Genomic DNA, 20206 nt, shown 5'->3' with positions numbered 1-20206 from the left:
GTATGACTCCGGTCACAGGTACGTCCCACTCCGACCCGAGGAGCGGGGTCGACCGGATCACGGGGGGTGCGAACAACGCCGCACACCCGAATGTGGGACATTTGCCCCCTTGCGGCCTGTTGGACCCAGGCGGCTCAGGACGCTGACAAGCGGGGCCTCCGCCTGGGTTGCCGCAATTCCAAGCAAGCGATCTCGGCCTGGACCGAGGGTGAGGCCTCTGGCCCCCATGGACGTTCACGCGCGGGCGAGCTCGATCCGGGTCAGCTCGGCCGGCGCGCCGACGCGCATCGGCGGGCCCCAGTAACCGGTGCCGCGGCTGACGTAGATGGCGGTGTCGCGGACGCGGTGAAGCCCGGCCACGAACGGCTGCTGCAGCGGCACGAGGAAGTTGAAGGGGAAGATCTGGCCGCCGTGGGTGTGCCCCGACAGCTGCAGGGCGACGCCGTGCTCCGCGGCCTCGTGGACCTGGCGCGGCTGATGGGCGAGGAGGAGGAGCAGGCGCGAGGGATCGCGGCCGGCCAGCGCCCCTGCGAGGTCGGGGCCGTGGTCGGGCAAGAAGTTGCCGCCGGTGGGGTCGTCGATGCCGACCAGGTCCAGCGCGGCGCCGTCCTTCTCGATGCTGACCCGCTCATTGCGCAGGACCCGCACTCCGAGGGTGGCGAGGTGAGCGACCCATTCGGCCGCGCCGGAGAAGTACTCGTGGTTGCCGGTGACGAAGTAGACCCCGTGCCGGGCCTTGAGCCGCGAGAGCGGCTCGAGCAGCGGACCGAGACGGGCGACGGTGCCGTCGACGAGGTCGCCGGTGATGGCGACGACGTCGGGCTGCATGGCGTTGGTCTTCTCGACCAACTCCTCCAGGAAGGCGCGGCCGATGGTGGGGCCGACGTGCACGTCGGTGATCTGGGCGATGACGAAGCCGGCGAACGGATCGGGGAGGTTGGCCAGCGGGACCTTGACCGGCTTGACCGCGATCGGCCGCATGACCGACCAGATGCCGTAGCCGGCGGCCCCGAGCGCGCCGGCGCCGACGAGACCGCCGAACAGCCGGGCCAGGAATTGCCGCCGCGCCGGATCGGCCGGGGTCCCCGCGAGCCGCTCGATCAGCCACGCGACCCCGCGGACGAGGTCCGCCGGGATCAGCAGGACGAACAGGAGGAACATCAGGCCGAGCCAGCTGTAGACGACCCAGGAGATCGGGCTGGCGACCTCCCGCGGGAGCGACCGCCCGGCCAGCTGGAACAGCGGGAAGGCGACGGCGAGCGCCAGGACGCCCCAGCCGAGGACCCGACCCCAGGGCGCAGGCCAGCCGATGTCGCGCACGAGCCGGGCCCAGAGGTAGTAGTGAATCCCCGCGGACACGGCGAGGACGAGCCCGAGGAACACGAGCATCCGGCTGACCGACATCGGTTGCTGGTTTAGCAGGGCGGCGGCCAGATCCGACGCGCGTCTGCCCCTGCGGAGGCTGCGCACGGGTGCGCGCGCCGGGGTGGGGAGGTCGTCGGGGCCAACATGGTCCAAGGGACAGGCACCTGGTGCCGGCCCGGAGGCGCGCGGCGCGGAGAGGCCCGCGCAGAGCCCAGCTGCTGCCGGGCCAGCCGCAGCTTGCGCGTCTTCTTCCGGGTGAGCGCGGCGACGGTGCGGCGGTGAGGTCGTCCAGCGGCCGCGAGCCGGCGAGCAACTTCAGCAGACTTGGCTGCTTCAGCTCGACGAGGCCGGCGCTCGAGACGTCCTCGGAGTACAGTCGAGGGGGATGGCCGACACGGAAGAGGCCCAGGGGGCCCGGCTGCGCCGCCGACTGCAGGCGCTCGGGTGGCGCCGCGAGGGCGAATTCCTGGTCGCGCCCCTCGGGTCGATGCACCTTACCGACAGCTGGTTCGCGGCAGCCGACCTGGGACCGATGCTCGAGACGATTCTGTCGCGTCGCGACAAGTTGCTGCGGATCCGCCAGCGGTCGCCCGCGGACGCTCAGGTCTCGCTCGACGACGTCGAGCCGTTGATCGCCGCGTTGCGAGAGGTCACCCAGGCGCGGTCGGCGGCGCAGGAAGGCTTGCCGGCGGCTGCGACCTCGGTTGCAGCCCCGGCCCAGCCGAACGCATCCGCTCGTCGACCGTCATGAGCGCGTGGCCTGCCGCCGCTCACCGCTCGATGGAGCAGTCGACCTCCGGACCGCAGACTCATGCGGTCCGCTGTAAGCCTCGCTGAGCCCCGCATGCTCCGGTCCGTCGCGCCAGGAAGTCTCTCGCTAGACGCCAGGGGACGGTCGTTGCGCTGCGGAGCACCGAGAGCATCGCCGAGGGCTGGGAGCGGTCACCCGACTGGTTCGCTCGACTGCGAGAGATTGGCGCAGCCCACGACGTAGCGCGGGAGGCTCTTGTCGGAGAATGCATCGGTGAGGGTCCTGGTGCTGCTCTTTCGGTCGAGCCGGAGGTGGTGGACCGCGCCCGCTTCGAACTGCTCGATCGGACCGCCGGCGACGTCCCGGCAGCGCGTGGGGATCAGCTCGGGGCAATGATGAGCGGCGTAGAGCTCTCGCGCGGGATAAGTCCCCGAGAGCACCTGGACCACCTCGTAGCGCATCACGACGGTCGTACGCCGGTCTCCGCAGTGCGAGGTGAATCCGGATCGGACGGGCTGAGGTTGGGAGCTCCACGCCTCGCTCGACGGCTGCGACCGGTGCCGCGTTCCATTGCCGGGTCGTGCGTCTCCAAACGTCCGCGGAGCGTGGCCATGGGCGGCCGCCGGAGGTCGGGGATCTGCGAGGTTCGTTTCCGGACCTTCGTGTTCCGCCGAGAAGCGTGCCCAGGCGCGGAGATGCGTCCCGCGGGCGGCGAGCCGCTCAGTCGATCGCGCGCACGAGGACGAGGCGCAGCGGCTCGCTACCGCGGTGCTCGATCAGCAGGAGCGCTGCCGGGCCGAGCGCGGCGGTCGCCTCGTCGGGGTAGAAGTTGCCGCTGGTGGTGAGCACCGGCGCGAGCTCGGGGCGGCGCAGGACGACGAGCTGTTGCTCGTCGCTCACGGTGAGCAGGCGCTCGCCGATGTGGCTCGCCTTGCGGATGTCCTTCGGGACAGTCTTGAGCGGGCGCCCGTCGCGGTCGATCTCGGTGTGATCGGTGCCGCCGATCCGGAGGTAGCCGCCGCGGGGGTCGCGGATCAGGGCGTGGTCCTTGGCGATCGCCAGCTCGCGGAGCGGCTTGCCGGTGGCCGGGTCGAGCCAGGCATAGGTGACCGGGGTGTCCCACGTGAGCTCGGCAGGATCCTCGCCGGGCGTGATGGCGACGCGATCGGGGGCGAGCTCGCGTCGCCACAGCGTCTTGCCGCGGGCGAGCTCGCGCAGCTCGGCCGTGCTGGCGCTCGTGGAGCGGCGGCGGATCAGCACGCGATCGCCGAGCGCGCGCGCGTCGGTGCGGACGTAGGCGCTCTCTTCGGGCCAACGCGCGCGCCAGCGAATCTGTCCGGTGGAGCATGTCCACACGGTCATCTCCACCTCGTCGAGGGACCAGCAGGTGTCGCTCGCGGCGTCACCGTCGACCGGGCGGAAACGGGGCATCGCCTCGCCGAGCTCGGGGCGGCGCCACAGCGTCTTGCCGGCGTCGTCGACGGCGCTGGCGACGTAGCCGCGGCCGCCGTCCTGCTCGAGCGCCAGCAGGGTGCGGCCCTTGACGCGGCCGAGCAGCCGCGGCGGGGTCCAGCAGACGTTGTCGTGCGGCTCGCGGAGGCTGTGATAGACGTGGCTGATGCTGCCGTGCATGCGCGTGCCGTACTGCTCGCCGGTGTCGCAGCGGAACAGCACGAAGCTGCACTCGCAGGAGGTCGCGCACACGCTGGTCGCGGGCGCGTAGGTGAGGTACTGCCGCGAGCGGTGATCGAGGCCCTGCATCAGGCTCAGGTGGCACTTGTCGTCGCCGCCGTTGAAGCCGCCGGCTGGGTGACGGCCGATCACCGCGCCGTTCTTGGCGTCGACGACGATCAGGTCGGGGCCAGCGTGCAGGAGCACCCGCTCGCCGAGCGGGTAGAGCGTGTGCATGCCGCTGGCCCGCTCCTGGGCCTTGATCCGCCACTGCTCGGCGCCGGTGAGCGGATCGTAGCCGCCGAGGTGGAGGAAGTCGTCGGCCAGCACGACGACGCGGTCGGGCAGGGCGGTGACCTCCCAGCCGCGCACCTCGAGGACGACCCGGGCGCCAGAGCCGACGACCAGCGGGGCCAGCGGCGGGGTCTCCGGCTCGGCCCTGGCCGGAGCGGGTGGTGGGAGGTCGCCGGCCTCGAGCATGGCTGACTTTTCGGGCATGTTCTGAGAGACATGGCTCTCGGGTCTGGCCGCAGGCGCCGGCGACTCGGGGGCGGGCCGCGCGGTGCAGGCGAGACCGAGCGCGAGGACGGGAGCGAGGCGCGGCTGCACGCCGTAATGGTGCCGCAGCGGCGCGCGCCTGGCAGCCGCGATCGCACGCGCAGGCGAGGCCGAGACAGGACGCATCGACGCGCTCCGATCGCTTTCGCCCTCGGCTTCGTCGTCCACCGCCTCGTTGCGCGGAGCGATCGTTACCGGGGCGCGACCCAGGATCAGCCCGGCTGGTGCTGGATGCTGACGCTGAAGTACGTCGACGAGCCGTCAGCGAACGAGCACTGGTCGCCCTGGCTGGGGGGCAGGCCCCAGTGATTCTCGCTGGCCAGGCTGACGGCGACGCGGTAGTTCACCGGGTCGCCGAGCAGCGCATGATGCCCGGGGAACACCCCGGCTGCGGCGGCACCGTAGGTGAACTCGACGGCCAGGTCCTCGCCCGGGGCCTCGCAATGCACCGGCTTCGGGCACACGTCCGCGAGCACGGCCAGGGTGAGCGGCGCGAAGAAACCTTGCGGGCCTGGCGGCTCCAGCGAGTCGCCCTGCATCCCGGCGAGTAACAGGGTCGCGTCGGCGGAGGGCCGGCGGAGGGTGTACCACTCGTCGAGACCCCAGTTGTTCTCGGAGCGGTAGTCGAGCATCACGGTGTCGCCGGGGGCGACGACCGGCCCGAGCGGCCCGTCGAGCGGGATGTGGAGCTGGACGGCCTGCTCACCGCAAGCGAGCGAGAGGTCGACGCTGTCCGAGGACGACTCGAGGACGGAGATCGAGCACTCGCCGGCGAAGCTGGTGTCGAGGAGCGGTGGGTCGAAGGTGAAGCTCGTCGGCACCCAACTCGCAGGGTCCGCGTCGCCGCAGCCGGTCTCGATGTCCCTCGTCGAGCCGTCGGTGTACTCGCCGAGGTCGCCCTGGAGGGGCGGGTTACAACCGAGGAGGAGGAGAACCGGGATGGAGACGGCCTGCGTGAGGCGGTAAGGTTGCATGCTTGGTGGTTTCCCGGCGCGCGACAATTCTGTGAAACTCGTCGATCGCGCGCTCGCCCGGCCTGCTGCGCGGTACCGACCCGATCGGGGGCCCGGCCGGCCGGGGACACTCAAGGGGTTCTCGCGCCCGGAGGTGCCGAGTCGCAAGTCGCTGCGCGGGGAGCGGCTCAGGGCACCGGAGGCGGCGGAGCCGGGGCCGACGGGGGCGGCTGGGCGGCGTCGGTCCGGGCGATGTTGGCGATCCAGCCCTGAGGCGTGCGGATGTAGACGACGCGCTGGTCGCAACCCGAGACGCCGACCTGGGTGGCCCAGTCGTCGAAGAACATGCCGTTGCCGCCGACGGCGAGGACCGTGAGGGCGAGCTTGTCGGCGGCGCAGTTGAGGTCGAAGCTGGCTCGTTGGGCGATGGCCTGTCGATCCTCCAGCCACGGGTCGGGATTGAGGGTGAAGCCGTCGACGACGAGAGAGGGGGTGGTGCTGTGACGGCAACCGCCGAGGAGGGCGAGGACGAATGGGACGAAGAGGAGCGAACGAGGTAGGTGCATTGGATCTTTCCGAGAGCCGCGATCTGTTGTGAAAGAGAGATCCGCGGGCGTCCGTTGGGCGCGAAGGCCCTGGCGCCGAAGATATCCGATGGGGCAGCTCAGAGCCAGCCTGGCACACAAGAAGGCCCGTCCGGAGTTCAGCCGGCGGGCCTTCCATGCAGGGGAAGCGGCACGGGTCGAGCCTCGTGCGCCCTTGCGGCCCGGCCTCGTCGAGGCTTGGGCGAGCCCACGGGAGAGTCTCGTAGCGACGGCATCGAACATGAGGGGCCCGTCGGAGCTCAAGAGGCTCCCCGAACTGGTGTACGACGAGGTCGAGGGGCGCTGCTACGGGACCGACGGCGCGGAGTCGGGGCCCTGCGAGGGCGACGACGCCGGCGACGGTCAGGCCAACTGAACCGTCGCCGACGTGCTCGCGGCGGGATTCGGCCGGGAGCGCGGTCAGGACGGAATCGGCGGGCGCGGCGGCGATCGAGAATCGTCGCGGTGATCCGGACCCGAGGTCTGTATCGCTGCATGCGACCGGACCAGGGTGACAGCGCGAAGATTGGCTTACTCCGACGAGTCCGCGGATTCGCCGGAGTCTACCCGTATTGGTCGGAGGGCGGCCGTCGGCGAGCTGCGATCGGCAGACGGGGAGCTGCAAGGGCGACGCGATCGCCATCCATCAGCGGACCTTGCCGCGGCGCCACCGCTGCGCCATGAATTGCTGGAAGTCGAGGGCGCTGCGCGGCTGCCTGGCGCCGCCGCAGCACAGGAACGTCGCGCCTTCGGCCGCCAGCGCGGCGAGGCGGCGCCATTGCCCGACCTGCTGGCGCCGCGGCGGTCGGAACCCGACGCCCATGGACACCACGTCGCCGCCGCATTCGGGGCAGCGCGGCGCTCGCCACTCGCCGTCCGGATCGACGTCGGCCTGCAACCTCCGCTTGAACGCCTTGCGACAGCCGAAGCACGCGAACTGCGGCTTGTAGACGAAATGCGCGTACCAGCACGAATAGTGCGAGCCGTTCGGGCAGCAGGGGAAATCGGTCCGGCGCGGCATCTGCGTTCCATCCTAGCAGACGGCCGCGCCTCGCAGCGGCCACCGCTGCCGGTCGCGCAGCGGCGACGCGATGGTGAGGGGGGCGAGGGCCCGTGGGCGACCCGAGCGAGCCGCGAGGACCACGTCGAATTCGCAGGTGAGCAGGCCCGCGCCGGCGCCGCTTGCGGGCGCATTCAAGGGGCAGGACCCTCGACAGCGATGCCCATGCGCCGCCGCGACCTGCTCCACGCCCTGCCCCTGCTCGCCTGCACCCCAGCGCTCGGGACGCCATCGCGCGCTGCGGGCCGGTTCGACGACGTGCTCGCCGGCCTCGACCACGACGAACACGCCGACTTGCGCGCCGTCAGCGTGCACCGCGGCCGGCGACGCGTCGCGTTGCGCACCTACAACGGCGCGCGTGCCGACGAGCTGCACGACGTGCGCTCCGCCGGCAAGAGCATCACCTCGCTGCTGGCCGGCGCGGCCTTCGATCGCGGCATGCTGCGCGATCCCGCCGATCCCGTGCAGCGCTACCTCCCGGCCTCGCGCGGCAGCGCCTTTGCCGATGTGCCGCTGCGCGATCTGCTCGACATGCGCAGCGGCGTCGACGCCTTCGACGAGGATCCCGCCTCGCCCGGCCACGAGGATCGCATGGATGCCGCACCCGATCCGGTGGCCTTCGCCTGGTCGGTGCCGCGGGCCACGGCGCCGGGCCTGCACTACCGCTACAACTCGCTGGCCGCCTACGTGGCCGGCCTCGTCGTGCAACAGGCCTGCGGACAGGACCTCGAAGCCTTCGCAGGCGACGCCCTGTTCGCACCGCTCGGCATCACGCGCTGGCATTGGGCACGCGACGCGGCCGGAAACGCGAAGGGCCAGGGCAATCTCTCGCTCGCCGTGGACGACATGGTGCGCATCGGCCGTCTACTGCTGGACGGCGGCAAACACGACGACACGCGCGTGATCGGCCGCGACTGGATCGACCGCACGCTGCAACCCGCTGTCGACATCGGCGACGCCGATCCCTACGCCTCGCACTACGGCCTGTACTGGTACCACGCCACGCACGCAGCGCGCGGCGGGCCGGTGCGCGTAAGCTTCGCCTCGGGCAACGGCGGCAACAAGATCTACGTGGTGCCGGCGCTGGACCTGGTAATCGCCATCACGAGCCGGGCCTACGGGCGCGGCTACGGCCAGCGCCGCTCGCAGGCGATCCTGCAGGCCCTGCTCGCGGTGGCGTGACGCCGAGTGGGGCGGCCTTCTTCGCTACGCGTTTGGCGCGACGCTCGAGGTCGGCGGCGCCGTCGGCCAGCGTGATGCCGCCGAGGCGCCGAGCGGGCGCGGCAGGCCGCCCGGCGTTGGCTGAACAGGCGCCTGCGGTCACTCGGTGGTCGCGCCATGGCGTTCGCCAGTGGTCGCCCTGACCGGGCGCGCATGATGGTCGGCGGGGGAACGAGCCCCGCTCGGGGTCGACGAGGGCGGGCGTCCGGTCCCGGCCTCGCTAGCCGCTGCGACGGATCGATACCGAGTGGGCCATGATAACCATCACGATGCTCCGTGCTCGCCCTATCATCGCTCCCCTGGTCGCGGTCGCGCCGCTTCTTTGGGCGGCTGCACCGTCCCCGGCGCGGGCCTGCGAGCCCGACTTTCCGGACACCGTCGCCTTCCCGCCGTCCGGCTCCGTGCTGCCGCGCAACGCCGCGGTGCGGATCACCGGTTTCGGCGCGAACCCGAACTCCGCCATGGTCGACGGCGACGTCGTGAACGTCGTCGAGGTCGCCGAGCTGAGCGGTCCCGAGAAGACGAACGGCAGGGCCACGTTCCCGGTCGGCGTCTTCCGCGTCGAGCCGGAGCCGAACATCGGCGCGATGGTCTCGTTCCTCATCAAGGGCGAGCCTTCCCTCGTCTACACCGCGGGTCTCCGCGACACGAACCCTCCCGCGCCGCTGACCGACCTCAGCGTCGACCTCCACGACTTCCTGGTCCCCAGCTGCGGCGACAGCTGCAGCAACGGCAACTGGACGCTCAACTACTGGGTCCACCTCGTCGGCGGCGCGCAGGACGACGGCAGCCCGGTCGTGCACAACATCTTCCTCAACGACACCGGCGACGACACCGACGGCGAACTGGTGTTCACGATCATGGCCGGCTCGCAGCAGCACGTCCGGCTGCCGCGGGAGGTCGCATGGGCCGCCGAGAACGACCCCTTGCACGACGTCTGCATCACTGTGCGGACCTTCGACACCGCGATGAACGAGGCCCCGGTCGCCCACCGCGCCTGCAAGCTGTGCCGCGCGCAGCTCGAGCCCGGAGAGCCACCAGACGAGTGCGACGTCATCGGCGTCACCAGCGAGCCGACCTGGACCCCGGCGGACACCGTCCGCGACGGTGCGTGCAGCGCGATGCAGATTCCGCCGCTGCCCGCTCCTCCGCCCGACCCCGACACCACGACCGGTGACGACTCGACCGGCGGCGACTCGACCGGTGACGACTCGACCGGCGGCGACTCGACCGGCGGCGACTCGACCGGCTCTCCTCCCGACGGGACGACGACCAGCGCGACGAGCACGTCGACCACAACCACCACGACCGACCCGGTCCCGCCCACGACGACCGACCCGACCGAGACACCGACCACCGGCTCTGAACCTCCGAGCACGACCGACTCGAACACTTCGGGAGATTCGAGCAGCTCAGGCACGAGCGCCGGCGGCGACGGGCTCGTCGAACACGGCTGCGCCTGCACCGGCGCCCCGTGTGAGGGCTCCACCCCGGCCTTGCTCCTCATCGGCCTGTTCGCCGTCGTGCTCGCCCGTCCGCGCCGTCTCCGCCACGAAGCATGTCGCGCTACTGGGCGGCGACGTCGACCTCGATGCTGACCGCCTCCTTGAAGATTTCGCAGTTATTATCAGTACACACGGCGCTCTCGAGCTCACCGGTGATCGTCTTCTTGCCGGCCGTGGAAGCGGTCATCCTGCTCTCGAACTTGAGCACCTCGTCGGTGAGCGTGGCGTCCTGCACGGTCAGCTCGCCTCCAGGATGAAGCATGCTTGCGGCTCTTACTCCGAGTGCCGCGGGGCTCTCCCGCCGCTACGTCCGCGAGCGGCGTGGAGAGCCGTTACGGAGGCGGCGGGCGGACGGAGGAGCTTTCTTTGAGGACGAGGGCGCGCGAGAATGCGTAGCCGACGACGCTCCAGCCCCACACGCTGCTGTAGAAGAAGCCAACGCCGAGCGCGAGGAGGCCAAGCGGAGTGAGTGCCATGGCGGCGATGGCGATGGCCCAGGCGCGAAGGTATGAGGAACCGCCGTCCAGCGCTCGTCGCAACGCCTTGTCCGGTCGGTACAGATAGGAGAGATCATTGAATGCTGCGTTGTAGGTCATCCCGCCGGGCAGCGCATAGATCGCGATCAAGAAACATGCGAGCGCGAGCGGGCCTGTCACCCAGATCAGGGCCGAGCGCGCATGGCAGTGAAGGGCCGCGGTCGCGCCCGCGAGGAGGATGGCGGGCATGAGGTAGACGGTGATCGCCGCGAAGGCGCGGAACCCTCGGCGCAAGGTGTGACCCCAGGGCGCGAAGCCGCGGAAGTACGGCGGCTCGTCGTGATAGACCCGGTAGACGACATCCAGACGGTGGCCGAGGTTGAGAATCCAGCCCAGCAGGGGGAGAAGAAGCAGCGTACCCCCGAGCAGCACGTCACGCCGCCCCTCGGGGGTGCTGATGGGGAAAGCGAAGCACTCGCGGAGACTGGGGGCGGGGCGGCGCATGCGAAGGACCTTCAGACCTTCCGTTTGGTGGGCGCGGCGAGGCCAACGATGCCCAGCGCTTGGAGTGCAGCGCCCCATTGAACCACCGCGTACAAGACGATGAACCCGACGAGAACGAAGTCGCTCCAGCTGACGGGCAGCAGCATCCGGGGCAGATGACCACGGCCCGACCTGCGGAGCAAGTGCCGCCGTCGATCACGCTCCCGGCCGCTACGCGGCCTCTTCTTGCCGCCGCTGCTGGTGCGCAGGCCGCGGTCGTAGCGGCGCCGCTGCAGGGGCAGGAAGGCGGTGCCCTTGCTCAGTTCGTTGGCCTTGTCTTCTTCGCTCGCGTTGCGCTTCGGCGAGAGGAAGTGAAACCACCCTCTTGACGTGATCGTCGTGGCGTTCGCCGAGCGGGATATCGCCAAACAACCGAGTTTCATCGGCGGCGCACGGCTCGATCGCCCACGGCGAAGGCTCTTACACTGCGAGGCTTATCGGTTCCGCGAACCTGGTGACGGACGCGAGCGTCGCCGTGCGCTGGCGGTATCTCGGCGTGCGACGCCGTTGACCTCGCGGGAGGTCACCACCTCGTCGCTCGATCCGAGCTACACCACGTTGAGGCTGAAGACGCCCGAAACGTGGTCTTCGCCTCGGGCAGGTGGACGCGACCTTCGGGCCGCAAGTCGCGGACCGCGATTCGGCAGGTCTCGCCAATACGAGCGCCGGTGAACAGCCGCAGGCGCGCCACAACCCCGGGCGCGATGAAGTACGCGAGCGACTCGCCGACACGCTGTCGTGGACTCCCTCGCTGATCTGCTGGACGAGGAGGAAGTCGATCGCCTCCCGCAGCGGCGACATGTCGGCCTCGTCCACAGGCAGCGGCGGCTCGCGGTCGTTGCGTGCGATGACGTTTGACCTCCGGAGCGAGTCCGTCCGGACGCGGGGCTGTGCGCGACTCCATGTCGGCCAGCCACAGCGCCGCGGATTCGCCGACGGTCACGTGCGAGACCTCTGACGTTCACCGGGGCGGATCTCGGCGAACAGGCCAGCCAGCCCGGCCGCTTCGATCAAACTGTCCAGCCCCCTTGAAGGGGACTGGCTCCTGGCGCCCACAGCAGGGATCGAACCTGCGACCTACAGTTTAGGAAACTGTCGCTCTATCCAACTGAGCTATGCGAGCGAGACCGGGAGGGTGGCCGAAGTGCCTCGTCTCTGCAAGGGCCGAAAGCGCCTCGCTAGGGCGGCGGGGAGCCCCGCGGGAGGTCTTGGGTCGCGCACTGTCCGGCCGAGGGAGGGCGTCCAGGGCGACCGGCCGGGCGACCTCGACACGGGCGCGAGGCTGAGACTCAGGGTCGTGTGAAAGCGCTCGTCTCGCCGCTCGCGGTGCGCGCCGCCCTGCGGCCCGACCGCGCCGCGGCGTCACTCTGGCGACGCAGGCCCGTACCTCGGCGCTGCGCGGCTCTTGCCTGGTGACGCGACGTCGGCCCCCACGAGGGCCCGAGCGCCTGCGCGGGGTGCCCGGCTTCGTGGAGCGAGCACGGCGTGGCGAAAAGAGGCGAGGTCGCGGACAGCGACGGGTTGAACCTATCCGCCAGGACAGGTTGATCCGCCCGGAGGGCCGGCTGGACGCGAGGTCGACTCTCTGGCTGTTCATGAGGACAGGTCGCAAGGGGCATGTTTGTCAAGACAGCCTCGTGAGCGACGACGGCCGCCGCATGGGACAGCGCGGGGATGCTGGTGCTCGCCGGGGGGCATGGAAGTCGCCGCGCGTGGTGGCGGCGACCGGCGACGGCAGCGTCGCACCGCGAGGCGCTGAGATCGTTGCCCGCTCGCAAGCTCGGCGAGCGGGTGCGCCGGGCTCCGTTCGCGACGAGCCGCGATCCAGAAGTTCACGCGGCCGTGATCATGCGGCGACATGAGGGGTCGGGTGAGGCAGCGGCGCGGTCGATAGGGTCGAGCACGCTGCACGCGGTGGGATCGACGCACACGAGCTGCACCAGCGCACTCAGGCGGACGCCGGTAGCGGCGCGTCGGCGCGCAGCGGGGTGCAGGAGACATCGGGCGGATCCGCACGTTGATCGCGGTGGCCGGAGTTGGGACAACGAATGAGCATGCGGCACCGTCACGCTCACCTCGCCCCGATGCTCCTCGGCCTGTCCCTCGCGCTCGCTGGGGCGATGGTCCTGTCCTACAGCGTGTCGGCGGCGCAGAAGGAGCCGTCGAAGAAGGAGCTGGCGTCGCAGGGGCCGTCGCTGCCGGGGCCCCGGGCGACGCCGACCCCCGTAGCCCCGCCGCCGTCGACGACGCTGCCGCCCAAGGTGGTGGCCAACGAGCTGCGCGACCTGATGGTGACGTTCAAGGACGCGGGCGCGCTGAAGCTGCGCTCGAGCTTCAACAGCTCGCAGCTCGGGACGAAGTTCGCTTCGGATGTGCTCGAGATCGAGAGCTCGAGCGGCGTGACGGTCAGCGAGCGCGGCAAGTGGAGCTTCTCGCCGCCGACCTTCAAGGTGTCGATCGCGATGAACGCGGAGGCCCGCGCGGCGCTCGACCTGTGCCTGAGGCTGGTGACGGCGCCGGCCAACGGACGCGCGCTGACGCTCGAGTTCATGCGGCTGAACTCGCCGGCGATCGACGCGTACTCGCTGTCGTCGACGGTGCTCGACGTGATCCGGCCGCTCGAGATGGGGTTCATCAACTGTTCGCTCGAGTGACGCGCGGGCCGCACTCACGCCCTCGCGCTCGCTCGAGGAACGTCCGGCACGAGCCGCTCAGCGCGTCTCCTTGCACTCCCACGCGTCGTCGGCGATCTCCCAGATCCGCTCGCCGCAGGCTTCGCCGGAGGCCAGTAGATCGCGCGTGTGGCCGGGCGCGAGGCGGACCACCAGGGTCATCGGTCGCGCCGGGGTCTCCGCGGTGTCGTCCTCGCAACGCACGCTCCAGCGCAGCTCGCAACGGACGGTGACATCACATTGGTTGTGCACCCGCAGCGACATCCCGCGCGCCGCGGCCTCGGGCTGGACCTGGACGCATTCGGCCACCGACTGCGCGGCGTGACTGGTGGACAGGGACGCACCGTACGCGAACGACGCGCACGACGCCGCGATCAAGATCCGACGCATGACGATCCTTCCGGCGCCGCATCCCGGAGATGACGGCACACGCCGGCCTTCGACAGCACCGCGAGCGGGGGGTTCCCGGCGCGAAGGAATCGGCCTGGCGCGACATCACGCCGGTCCTCATTCGCGACGGGGCGCCGCGGACGAGGCTCACGGCGGACATGGAGCTGTCTCGAGGGACAGGTCGTCGTGGCCGTACGAGGCGAGTCGGCGGATCGAGATGTCCTCCGGGACAGATCCATGGGCGCGCGGGCCACCGGTCGCGTGCAGCAGCGACGCGGGCACCGAACCATGCGCGGCGTGAATACCGAGCGTGAACGACATACACTCCGCGCAACGGCGACGAACGGCGCAGAGATGGCGCGTTGTGGCGTACCCGGGTCGTCGACGGCGAGGAGGGCGACGTGTGCGAGGAGGACGAGTGCGTTGCCAGTACGTGCGCACCGCAAAGCGAGGCCGAGCCGCTCACGCCATGAGGCTGGAACGCCGGGTGGGGCGCCCTGCGCCGCCGTATCGACAGCGTCGAATCTCGCGTGCGCGGTTCGAATGATAGGACGAGGGGGAATCGTGATGATTGTGCAATGAGGCACGACCCGGGCGTCGACCGGGACGCGGGGTGCGTCGGGCGCTCACGCAGTCGGGGCTTCTGTTCGAGGTGGCGCGGTCTGGAGCGGCGCTGCGTCCCTCGTGCGGACGGCGGTACAGCGGCGCCCACGGATGAATCGGACCGCAGAGCCCGGTCATGCCAGGCGATGACGAACGAGCTTGACTTCGCCTGACGGCCGGAGCTCTGCGACGGCTGCGTCGATGCGAATGAGGCGCATGAATGGCATGGTAGGAGCCGTACAGGTGTCCGGGCGTCGATTTCGTTGCCACAGGTCCTTTGAATCAGGTCCGCGGCGGTAGCGGCGCTGGCTGCGGCCTCGGCCTGCAGCGAGCAGGCTCGGGCGCGGCGGAGAGGCTGCAGTTCGCTGTTTCGGGCGATCCGTGCGTCCGATCAAAGTCGGCTGGCCGATGTCGCCCGACCAGCTATCACTCTCATGCGACACGGTGAGCCGAGCAACCCTGGCAGCGCTCCTGGCTCCACCGTTCATGTCCGCGGATGGCTTGACCCCCAACCTCCAGGCGGCATCACCATGCAGTCCATCGGAGCTCCCGTAAACGTCTACAAGGGCCCTGCAACGCTCCGTCGCGGCGTCGTCGCGGCCGAGGACCCGAACGGCATCGCCGTCGTACTCGCCCCGGAGACCGCGGAGGAGCCCCTGCCGACGCTGTCGCGCTGGGGCGAGCTCGTCGTCCCGCGCCGGCCGCAGCCCGAGCTGGTCTTCTTCTCCTGGGACGAGGTCGTCGAGGACGACAGGAGCGGGCCCGTCCGCAGCATCGTCCTGCGGGACCGTCGATGCGAGCGGTCGCAATCGCCGGTCGCCGCGAACAGTCCGTCAGGCCCGGGGCGCGCGAGCGCGACGTAGCGTCCGGCGCGGTGCGTCCGGACCCGCGTGGTGCACGGCCTCAGGCGCGGGCGCAAGAGGTCGCCGCGCGCGCTTCAGACGGAGAATGCGCGGCTGGGCCGAAGCACCTGGGTGCGCGGCGAATCGCGACGATTGCTGTCTCTCGGGACAGATCACTCGACGGTGCACCTGCGTCGATGCGACGCGGTGCGCGGCGAGTCGCGGAGCGTGCTGTCTCTTGGGACAGATCAGTCGACGGCGGGCCGCGAGACGCACACGTGTCGCCGGCCGACGAGACCAGGTGCGGCGGCGTCGTCGTGGAGCTTCCCATGTAGGTCGCGCCACAAATCGGTTCACTGCCCGCGACGTGCGTTACCCCGGCATGGCCGACACCGATCCCGGCAGCGTCTGTCGGCGCTAACCGGGCATGGATTCCTTGACGATCTCCACAGTGGTTTGCCTCTCCATGCTCGCAGTCGCTGCTCCGGCGCAGGCGCAGGGCCCGAACTACTCGGTCACCGCGCATGCGGTGACGGGTGGGACCCCGGGCGGGGGCGCCTCCTACGTCGGGCCGCTGATGGGCCAGACCTCGACCGAGGCGCAGCACGACCCCGCCGGCGTCACCTGGGCGTTCTACTACACGCAGATCCTCTACTCCGACGCCGATGCGTTCGCGTGGGCCGACCTGGGCTCGCTCTCGAGTCGCAACCTCGCGGTCGCCGAGCGCGTCGACGCGACCAGCTTCCCGAACGCGGTCTCGGCGACGACGTCCAGCCGCTTCGTCGACCGCTTCGTCGTCGCGTCGGACACCCTGCCGAAGAACACGCCGGTGACGCTGACCTTCCGCGCGGCGCTGACGGTCGACTGGGACGGCTCGGGCCTGTACGACGGCCGCGCCAGCTGTAACGTCCAGATCGGCGCGAGCTCGGCGACGCCGAAGTGGAGCGAGGCGTGGAACAAGGCGTCGACGGCCGCGAGCAGCCCGCTGGTGGTGGTCAAGACCACCGTCGGCGCGACCCTGTGGATCTCCGGGCGCCTCGACACCAGCGCGTTCGCGTCGTTCTCGGCGCCCGGGCCGCTGTACGGCGGGCGGACGGCGATCGACGCGAGCTGCGAGACGCCGCTCGTCGAGACGACGCCGGGGGTGCAGCTGATCACGGAGTCCGGCTTCGACTACGCGACGCTGCAGTGATGCACGGCGACTGCGAGTCACACTCGTCGTGGCGCTTCACGAGCGCGCCGGGTGACGCCGCGACGATCACTCGAGGTACCACTCGCCGTTCGGGCAAGCGCGGGCGACGTACTTGTCGCCGACCTCGAAGCCGCGGGCCAGCGACGGGTCGACGAGGTCGATCGCCAGAGTGGCGCGATACAGCCAGCCGCGACCGTTGGCGCGCGCGAGCGGCTCCACGGCGCGCACGACGAGGTCGGTGATGAAGGTGTCGGCCTGGTGGCCGTCCTCGTCCTCGTTCGATCGCCGCACTGCGGCGGCCTTGAAGTCGCTGTCGCCGTAGTCGGTGAGCAGCTGCGCCGCGAAGGTACGGGCCCGCGAGGCCATGGCGATCGGGATCGGGCGGGGCGTCAGCGGCTCGTCCGCCCCGCCGTCGCTGCGCTTCCCGGTCAACAGCCAGTCGATGGCGGCCATGTCGGGGTGGTACTCGGTGACCTCGAGGACGACGCGTCCGTCGGTGACCTCGGAGACCTTGATTCGCTGGTAGTCGCTGCCCATCGCGCCTCGTGGCGGGGAGCATAGCGAGCGTTCGCGCCGCGTGGGGAGAATGGTGCACGCGCGCGGCCAAGCAGTCCGCGCGCGGTGGGCGTGGTTACGAACGGTTACAAGCGGCGACAATCTCACGACGGACATCGGGTCGTCCGCGGACCACAGTCCAGCGACAGAGAGGACGACATGACGTTTCATTCGTGGTTGTCATGGGCGGCGGCCGGCATCGGCCTCGCCGCGATGAGTGGATGCGCGGAGGCGCAGAACGACACCGACACCGACACCGGGGCGACCGTCGTGACCGACGATACCGGTGACACCGGGACCGACACGCAGGACACCGGCGGCGTCGCTCCGGAGCTCGAGTGGGAGCCGTGCCCGCTGGTCACCGGCGGAGCGGGCGAGGAGGCGGAGTGCGCGGTCGTCGAGGTCCCGCGCGACTGGGACGATCCGGCGGGCGAGACGATCGCGCTGTTCGTCAAGCGGCTCCCCGGCAGCGGGCCGAAGACGCGGCAGGTCTGGCTGCTCAGCGGCGGGCCTGGCCAATCCGGCGCCGCCTTTGAAGCAATGGTGGCGGCGCCCCTGCAGGCGCTCTCGCCGGCGAGCGACATCTACCTCGTCGATCACCGCGGCGTCGGCCGCTCGACCCGACTCGGCTGCCCCGATCACGAGGTGCCGGGCGTCGACATGATCGATCCTGCGGAGTGGCCCGCCTGCATCGAGCACCTCGAAGCGACGTGGGGCGAGGGGCTCGCGGACTTCAACACGACCGCCGCGGCGCGCGACGTCGGGGCCCTGATCGCGTGGACGCGCGGCCAGGAGCAGGACGTGCACGTGTACGGGGTCTCCTACGGCACCTACTGGGCCCAGAGATACATGCAGCTGTTCCCCGAGCAGCCGACCTCGGTCACCCTCGACAGCTTGTGTCAGGCCGGCCTGTGCTCGCTCGATCAGTTCGACCCGTGGGTCGATCGGGTCGGCCGCAAATTCATGGAGGCGTGCGGGGCGGACGAGTTCTGCGCCGGGAAGCTGGGCGGCGATCCGCTCGCGGCGATGGGCGCGTTCCTCGACGGCCTCGACGACGGGACCTGCGCGGGGCTGACGGAGGCCGGCATCACCCGCACCATGGCCAAGCAGCTGTTCGGCGTGTTCCTGGCCGCGCTCGAGACCCGGCCCCTCATCCCCGCGCTCGTCTACCGCGGGAACCGCTGCGAGGCGGACGACGTCGCCGTGTTCCACAACCTCCTCGCCACGCTCACGGCGCCGCCCGACCCGGCCACCGCGCCTCCCGACGTCCTGCTGTCGTCGCAGGTGCTGGGCAATCACATCGCCATCTCCGAGATGATGACGCCCGAGCTGCCCCCGCTCGCGGACGCCCTCGCGAGGCAGGAACAGGCGTACTTCTGGGGCGGCGACGTCGCGGCGGAGTACGCCCTCTACGAGCAGTGGCCGCGCTACCCGCAGGACGCCTACGTCGGCCGATACCCGGCGGTCGCGTTCCCCATGCTGATGATGAACGGCACGCTCGATCCGCAGACCCCGATCGAGTTCGCCGACGAGATCGCGCCTCACTACACGCAGACGCATCAGACCTTCGTGGCGGTCCCGGACGCGCCGCACGCCCTCGTGATCCGGACCCCGACCGTGACTGCGCCGCACACCCCGTGCGGCCTGTCGATGTTCGCCGCCTTCGTCGAAGCTCCGCTCGCGCCGGTCGACACGTCGTGCCTCGTCGACATCGAGCCCCTCGACTTTCACGGCGACCCGGCGACCGCCGCGGGCCTGCTCGGCACCGCCGACGCGTGGGAGAACGCCGCGCCGCTGACGTCGCCGGGCCCCGATTCTGTCGCCGGGCTCGACGAGGTCCGGCGCCGGTTCCAGCGCGCCCGCGCGAGCGCCTCGCGCTGACGGGCGCGCCTCAATCGCCGCGGTCGGCCTCGCCGGGCCAGGACCAGGCGAGCACCAGGCGCGCGCCGCCGAGGTCGCAGGCCTCGGCGCGCGCGCTGCCCCCATGGGCCTGCATCACCCGGTGCACGATGGCCAGGCCGAGGCCGTAGCCGCCGGTGGCGCGGCTGCGGCTGGCGTCGAGCCGCTCGAACGGCAAGAACACGCGCGCGCGGTGCTCCTCGGGGATGCCGGGGCCGTCGTCGTCGACGGTGACCGTGGCGGCGGATCCGGCGACGGCGAACCTGACGCGGACCTGCGCTCGCGCGTGGCGCTGGGCGTTGCGCAGGAGGTTGCTGACGGCGCGCGCGAGGTGCCGCGGATGGGCGGAGCAGGGCGCCGACGCGGGGCCGTCGATCCCCAGCGCGAGCCGCGGCGCCAGCGGTCCGAGGTCGCGCACGACGTCGTGCACGAGCTCGGCCAGGTCGAGCTGCACGAGCTCGAGGGGCGGCGCGCCGGGCTGCAGGCGGGCGTAGGTCAGCAGCTCCTCGACCAGCGCCTCGATCTCGCCGACGTCGCGCGCCATCTCCTCGAGGTGCTCGCGCGCCGCCGGGACCTCGGCCAGCGCTCCGCCGGCGACCTCCAGCGCGAAGTGCAGGCGCACGATCGGGGTCCGCAGCTCGTGCGAGATGGCCTGCAGCGTCGCTTGCTGCTCGTCCGCGGCCCGCTGGATGCGCTCGGCCATGGCGTTGAAGGTGCGCGCCAGCCGACCGATCGGCTCGGGCGCGGACGCGCCGACGCGGGCGTCCAGTCGGCCGGCCCCGAACGCGCTGGCGGCGTCCGCCAGGCGGTTCACGTGGCGCGCGAGCGGCCGCGTCAGCGCGAGGATGGTGAGGCCGAGGATCGCCAGGAGCACCACGAGGTCGACGCCGAGGAGATCGAGCAACACGTCGACGGGCGGCCCGAGCTCGAGCTCCTCGACGAGGACGCGGTCCGACCCCGCGAGCGGCAGATAGAGGGTGAGGCGCTCGGAGGTCGGGCTAGCGAGCCGCGACCACGCGGCGGGTTCACCGACCGCGAGGCGCTCGCGCACGAACGGCGGCAGCTCGCCGGCGAGCAGCTCGCGCGCGGGCTGCAGGGCGATGGGGTAGCGGAAGTGCGGCCGCCATTGCTCGAGGACCGCGTCCCACTCCGCGGGCGGTCGCGCGAGCAAAGCCTCCTGCATCAACCAGTGGTTGCCCTGCGTCAGCTCGACGTAGTGCTCCGCCAGCCTGGCCGACTGGGCCTCGCGCGCGGCGGTCGTCTCGTGCCGCCCGGCCGCCGCGAGGACGACGAGGAGCAGGGCGAGGGCGAGCGCCGCGACGACGCCGACGTAGAAGCGCACGAACAGGTTGTTCATCGGTCCTTC

21 protein-coding genes and 1 tRNA gene are annotated in these 20206 nt (G+C 71.0%); 8 read left to right on the top strand and 14 right to left on the bottom strand.

Translation table 11 applies throughout. The features are described from left to right. Positions 1-234: 234 nt before the first annotated feature. Complete coding sequence (locus O0S08_RS22300) at positions 235-1404, bottom strand: metallophosphoesterase (RefSeq protein ID WP_269041228.1); 1170 nt, start codon at positions 1402-1404, stop codon at positions 235-237. Between the two features lie 346 nt (positions 1405-1750). Here O0S08_RS22300 and O0S08_RS22295 point away from each other — a divergent pair, with 346 nt between their 5' ends. Beyond that, on the top strand, positions 1751-2116 hold the full coding sequence (locus O0S08_RS22295) for a hypothetical protein (RefSeq protein WP_269041227.1): 366 nt from the start codon (positions 1751-1753) through the stop codon (positions 2114-2116). A 191-nt stretch (positions 2117-2307) separates the two neighbouring features. On the opposite strand, the gene O0S08_RS22290 is transcribed toward O0S08_RS22295, so the two are convergent. The 4 genes from O0S08_RS22290 to O0S08_RS22275 all read right to left on the bottom strand — a co-directional run bounded on the left by O0S08_RS22290 (position 2308) and on the right by O0S08_RS22275 (position 5864). Next, positions 2308-2577 (bottom strand): hypothetical protein, encoded by a 270-nt coding sequence (locus O0S08_RS22290; protein WP_269041226.1) that lies wholly within the window; start codon positions 2575-2577, stop codon positions 2308-2310. A gap of 259 nt (positions 2578-2836) precedes the next feature. Beyond that, a complete protein-coding gene (locus O0S08_RS22285; protein ID WP_269041225.1) occupies positions 2837-4285 on the bottom strand; it encodes an outer membrane protein assembly factor BamB family protein in 1449 nt (482 codons plus the stop codon). A 272-nt stretch (positions 4286-4557) separates the two neighbouring features. After that, complete coding sequence (locus tag O0S08_RS22280; RefSeq protein WP_269041224.1) at positions 4558-5319, bottom strand: hypothetical protein; 762 nt, start codon at positions 5317-5319, stop codon at positions 4558-4560. A 167-nt stretch (positions 5320-5486) separates the two neighbouring features. Further along, a complete protein-coding gene (locus tag O0S08_RS22275; RefSeq protein WP_269041223.1) occupies positions 5487-5864 on the bottom strand; it encodes a hypothetical protein in 378 nt (125 codons plus the stop codon). Between the two features lie 259 nt (positions 5865-6123). On the opposite strand from O0S08_RS22275, the gene O0S08_RS22270 reads away from it, so the two are divergent. Beyond that, positions 6124-6258, top strand: coding sequence for a hypothetical protein (locus O0S08_RS22270; protein ID WP_269041222.1), 135 nt, complete (start codon positions 6124-6126; stop codon positions 6256-6258). Between the two features lie 270 nt (positions 6259-6528). Here O0S08_RS22270 and O0S08_RS22265 read toward each other — a convergent pair whose 3' ends face one another. After that, a complete protein-coding gene (locus O0S08_RS22265; RefSeq protein WP_269041221.1) occupies positions 6529-6903 on the bottom strand; it encodes a hypothetical protein in 375 nt (124 codons plus the stop codon). 204 nt (positions 6904-7107) lie between these two features. On the opposite strand from O0S08_RS22265, the gene O0S08_RS22260 reads away from it, so the two are divergent. Beyond that, positions 7108-8124, top strand: a complete 1017-nt coding sequence (locus O0S08_RS22260; protein WP_269041220.1) for a serine hydrolase domain-containing protein — start codon at positions 7108-7110, stop codon at positions 8122-8124. Positions 8125-8432: 308 nt separating this feature from the next. After that, positions 8433-9761 carry a hypothetical protein gene (locus O0S08_RS22255; protein ID WP_269041219.1) on the top strand — a complete coding sequence of 443 codons (1329 nt, stop codon included), beginning with the start codon at positions 8433-8435 and terminating at the stop codon, positions 9759-9761. On the opposite strand, the gene O0S08_RS22250 is transcribed toward O0S08_RS22255, so the two are convergent. The 4 genes from O0S08_RS22250 to O0S08_RS22235 form a co-directional block, all read right to left on the bottom strand. Continuing rightward, positions 9730-9930, bottom strand: coding sequence for a hypothetical protein (locus O0S08_RS22250; protein ID WP_269041218.1), 201 nt, complete (start codon positions 9928-9930; stop codon positions 9730-9732). The genes O0S08_RS22255 and O0S08_RS22250 overlap by 32 nt on opposite strands. Positions 9931-10000: 70 nt before the next feature. Further along, positions 10001-10648, bottom strand: a complete 648-nt coding sequence (locus O0S08_RS22245) for a DUF4013 domain-containing protein (protein ID WP_269041217.1) — start codon at positions 10646-10648, stop codon at positions 10001-10003. Positions 10649-10659: 11 nt separating this feature from the next. After that, the gene (locus tag O0S08_RS22240) at positions 10660-11070 is read right to left on the bottom strand and encodes a hypothetical protein (RefSeq protein WP_269041216.1); all 411 of its coding nucleotides are present in this window, start codon (positions 11068-11070) and stop codon (positions 10660-10662) included. A 663-nt stretch (positions 11071-11733) separates the two neighbouring features. Beyond that, a tRNA-Arg gene (locus O0S08_RS22235) sits at positions 11734-11810 on the bottom strand. Positions 11811-12741: 931 nt separating this feature from the next. Between O0S08_RS22235 and O0S08_RS22230 the strand changes: the two genes are divergently transcribed. After that, positions 12742-13341: a hypothetical protein gene (locus tag O0S08_RS22230; protein ID WP_269041215.1), complete on the top strand. Its 600-nt coding sequence runs from the start codon at positions 12742-12744 to the stop codon at positions 13339-13341. A gap of 57 nt (positions 13342-13398) precedes the next feature. Here the strand turns inward: O0S08_RS22230 and O0S08_RS22225 are convergent, their stop codons facing one another. Next, positions 13399-13749, bottom strand: coding sequence for a hypothetical protein (locus tag O0S08_RS22225; RefSeq protein ID WP_269041214.1), 351 nt, complete (start codon positions 13747-13749; stop codon positions 13399-13401). Positions 13750-13896: 147 nt separating this feature from the next. Next, positions 13897-14031, bottom strand: coding sequence for a hypothetical protein (locus O0S08_RS22220; RefSeq protein WP_269041213.1), 135 nt, complete (start codon positions 14029-14031; stop codon positions 13897-13899). 851 nt (positions 14032-14882) lie between these two features. Here O0S08_RS22220 and O0S08_RS22215 point away from each other — a divergent pair. Beyond that, positions 14883-15215, top strand: a complete 333-nt coding sequence (locus tag O0S08_RS22215) for a hypothetical protein (RefSeq protein WP_269041212.1) — start codon at positions 14883-14885, stop codon at positions 15213-15215. Positions 15216-15660: 445 nt separating this feature from the next. Continuing rightward, on the top strand, positions 15661-16386 hold the full coding sequence (locus O0S08_RS22210; RefSeq protein WP_269041211.1) for a hypothetical protein: 726 nt from the start codon (positions 15661-15663) through the stop codon (positions 16384-16386). A gap of 66 nt (positions 16387-16452) precedes the next feature. Here O0S08_RS22210 and O0S08_RS22205 read toward each other — a convergent pair whose 3' ends face one another. Further along, positions 16453-16923, bottom strand: a complete 471-nt coding sequence (locus O0S08_RS22205) for a hypothetical protein (RefSeq protein ID WP_269041210.1) — start codon at positions 16921-16923, stop codon at positions 16453-16455. A 177-nt stretch (positions 16924-17100) separates the two neighbouring features. Between O0S08_RS22205 and O0S08_RS22200 the strand changes: the two genes are divergently transcribed. Continuing rightward, positions 17101-18822, top strand: a complete 1722-nt coding sequence (locus tag O0S08_RS22200) for an alpha/beta hydrolase (protein ID WP_269041209.1) — start codon at positions 17101-17103, stop codon at positions 18820-18822. 10 nt (positions 18823-18832) lie between these two features. Here O0S08_RS22200 and O0S08_RS22195 read toward each other — a convergent pair whose 3' ends face one another. After that, a complete protein-coding gene (locus O0S08_RS22195; RefSeq protein ID WP_269041208.1) occupies positions 18833-20197 on the bottom strand; it encodes an ATP-binding protein in 1365 nt (454 codons plus the stop codon). Between the last annotated feature and the right edge of the window lie 9 nt (positions 20198-20206).

Source organism: Nannocystis punicea (assembly GCF_026965555.1).
GTDB classification, from domain to species: Bacteria; Myxococcota_A; Polyangia; order Nannocystales; family Nannocystaceae; genus Nannocystis; species Nannocystis punicea.
Note: the sequence above shows the minus strand (reverse complement) of the source record. Positions and strands in the feature narration are given on the sequence as shown.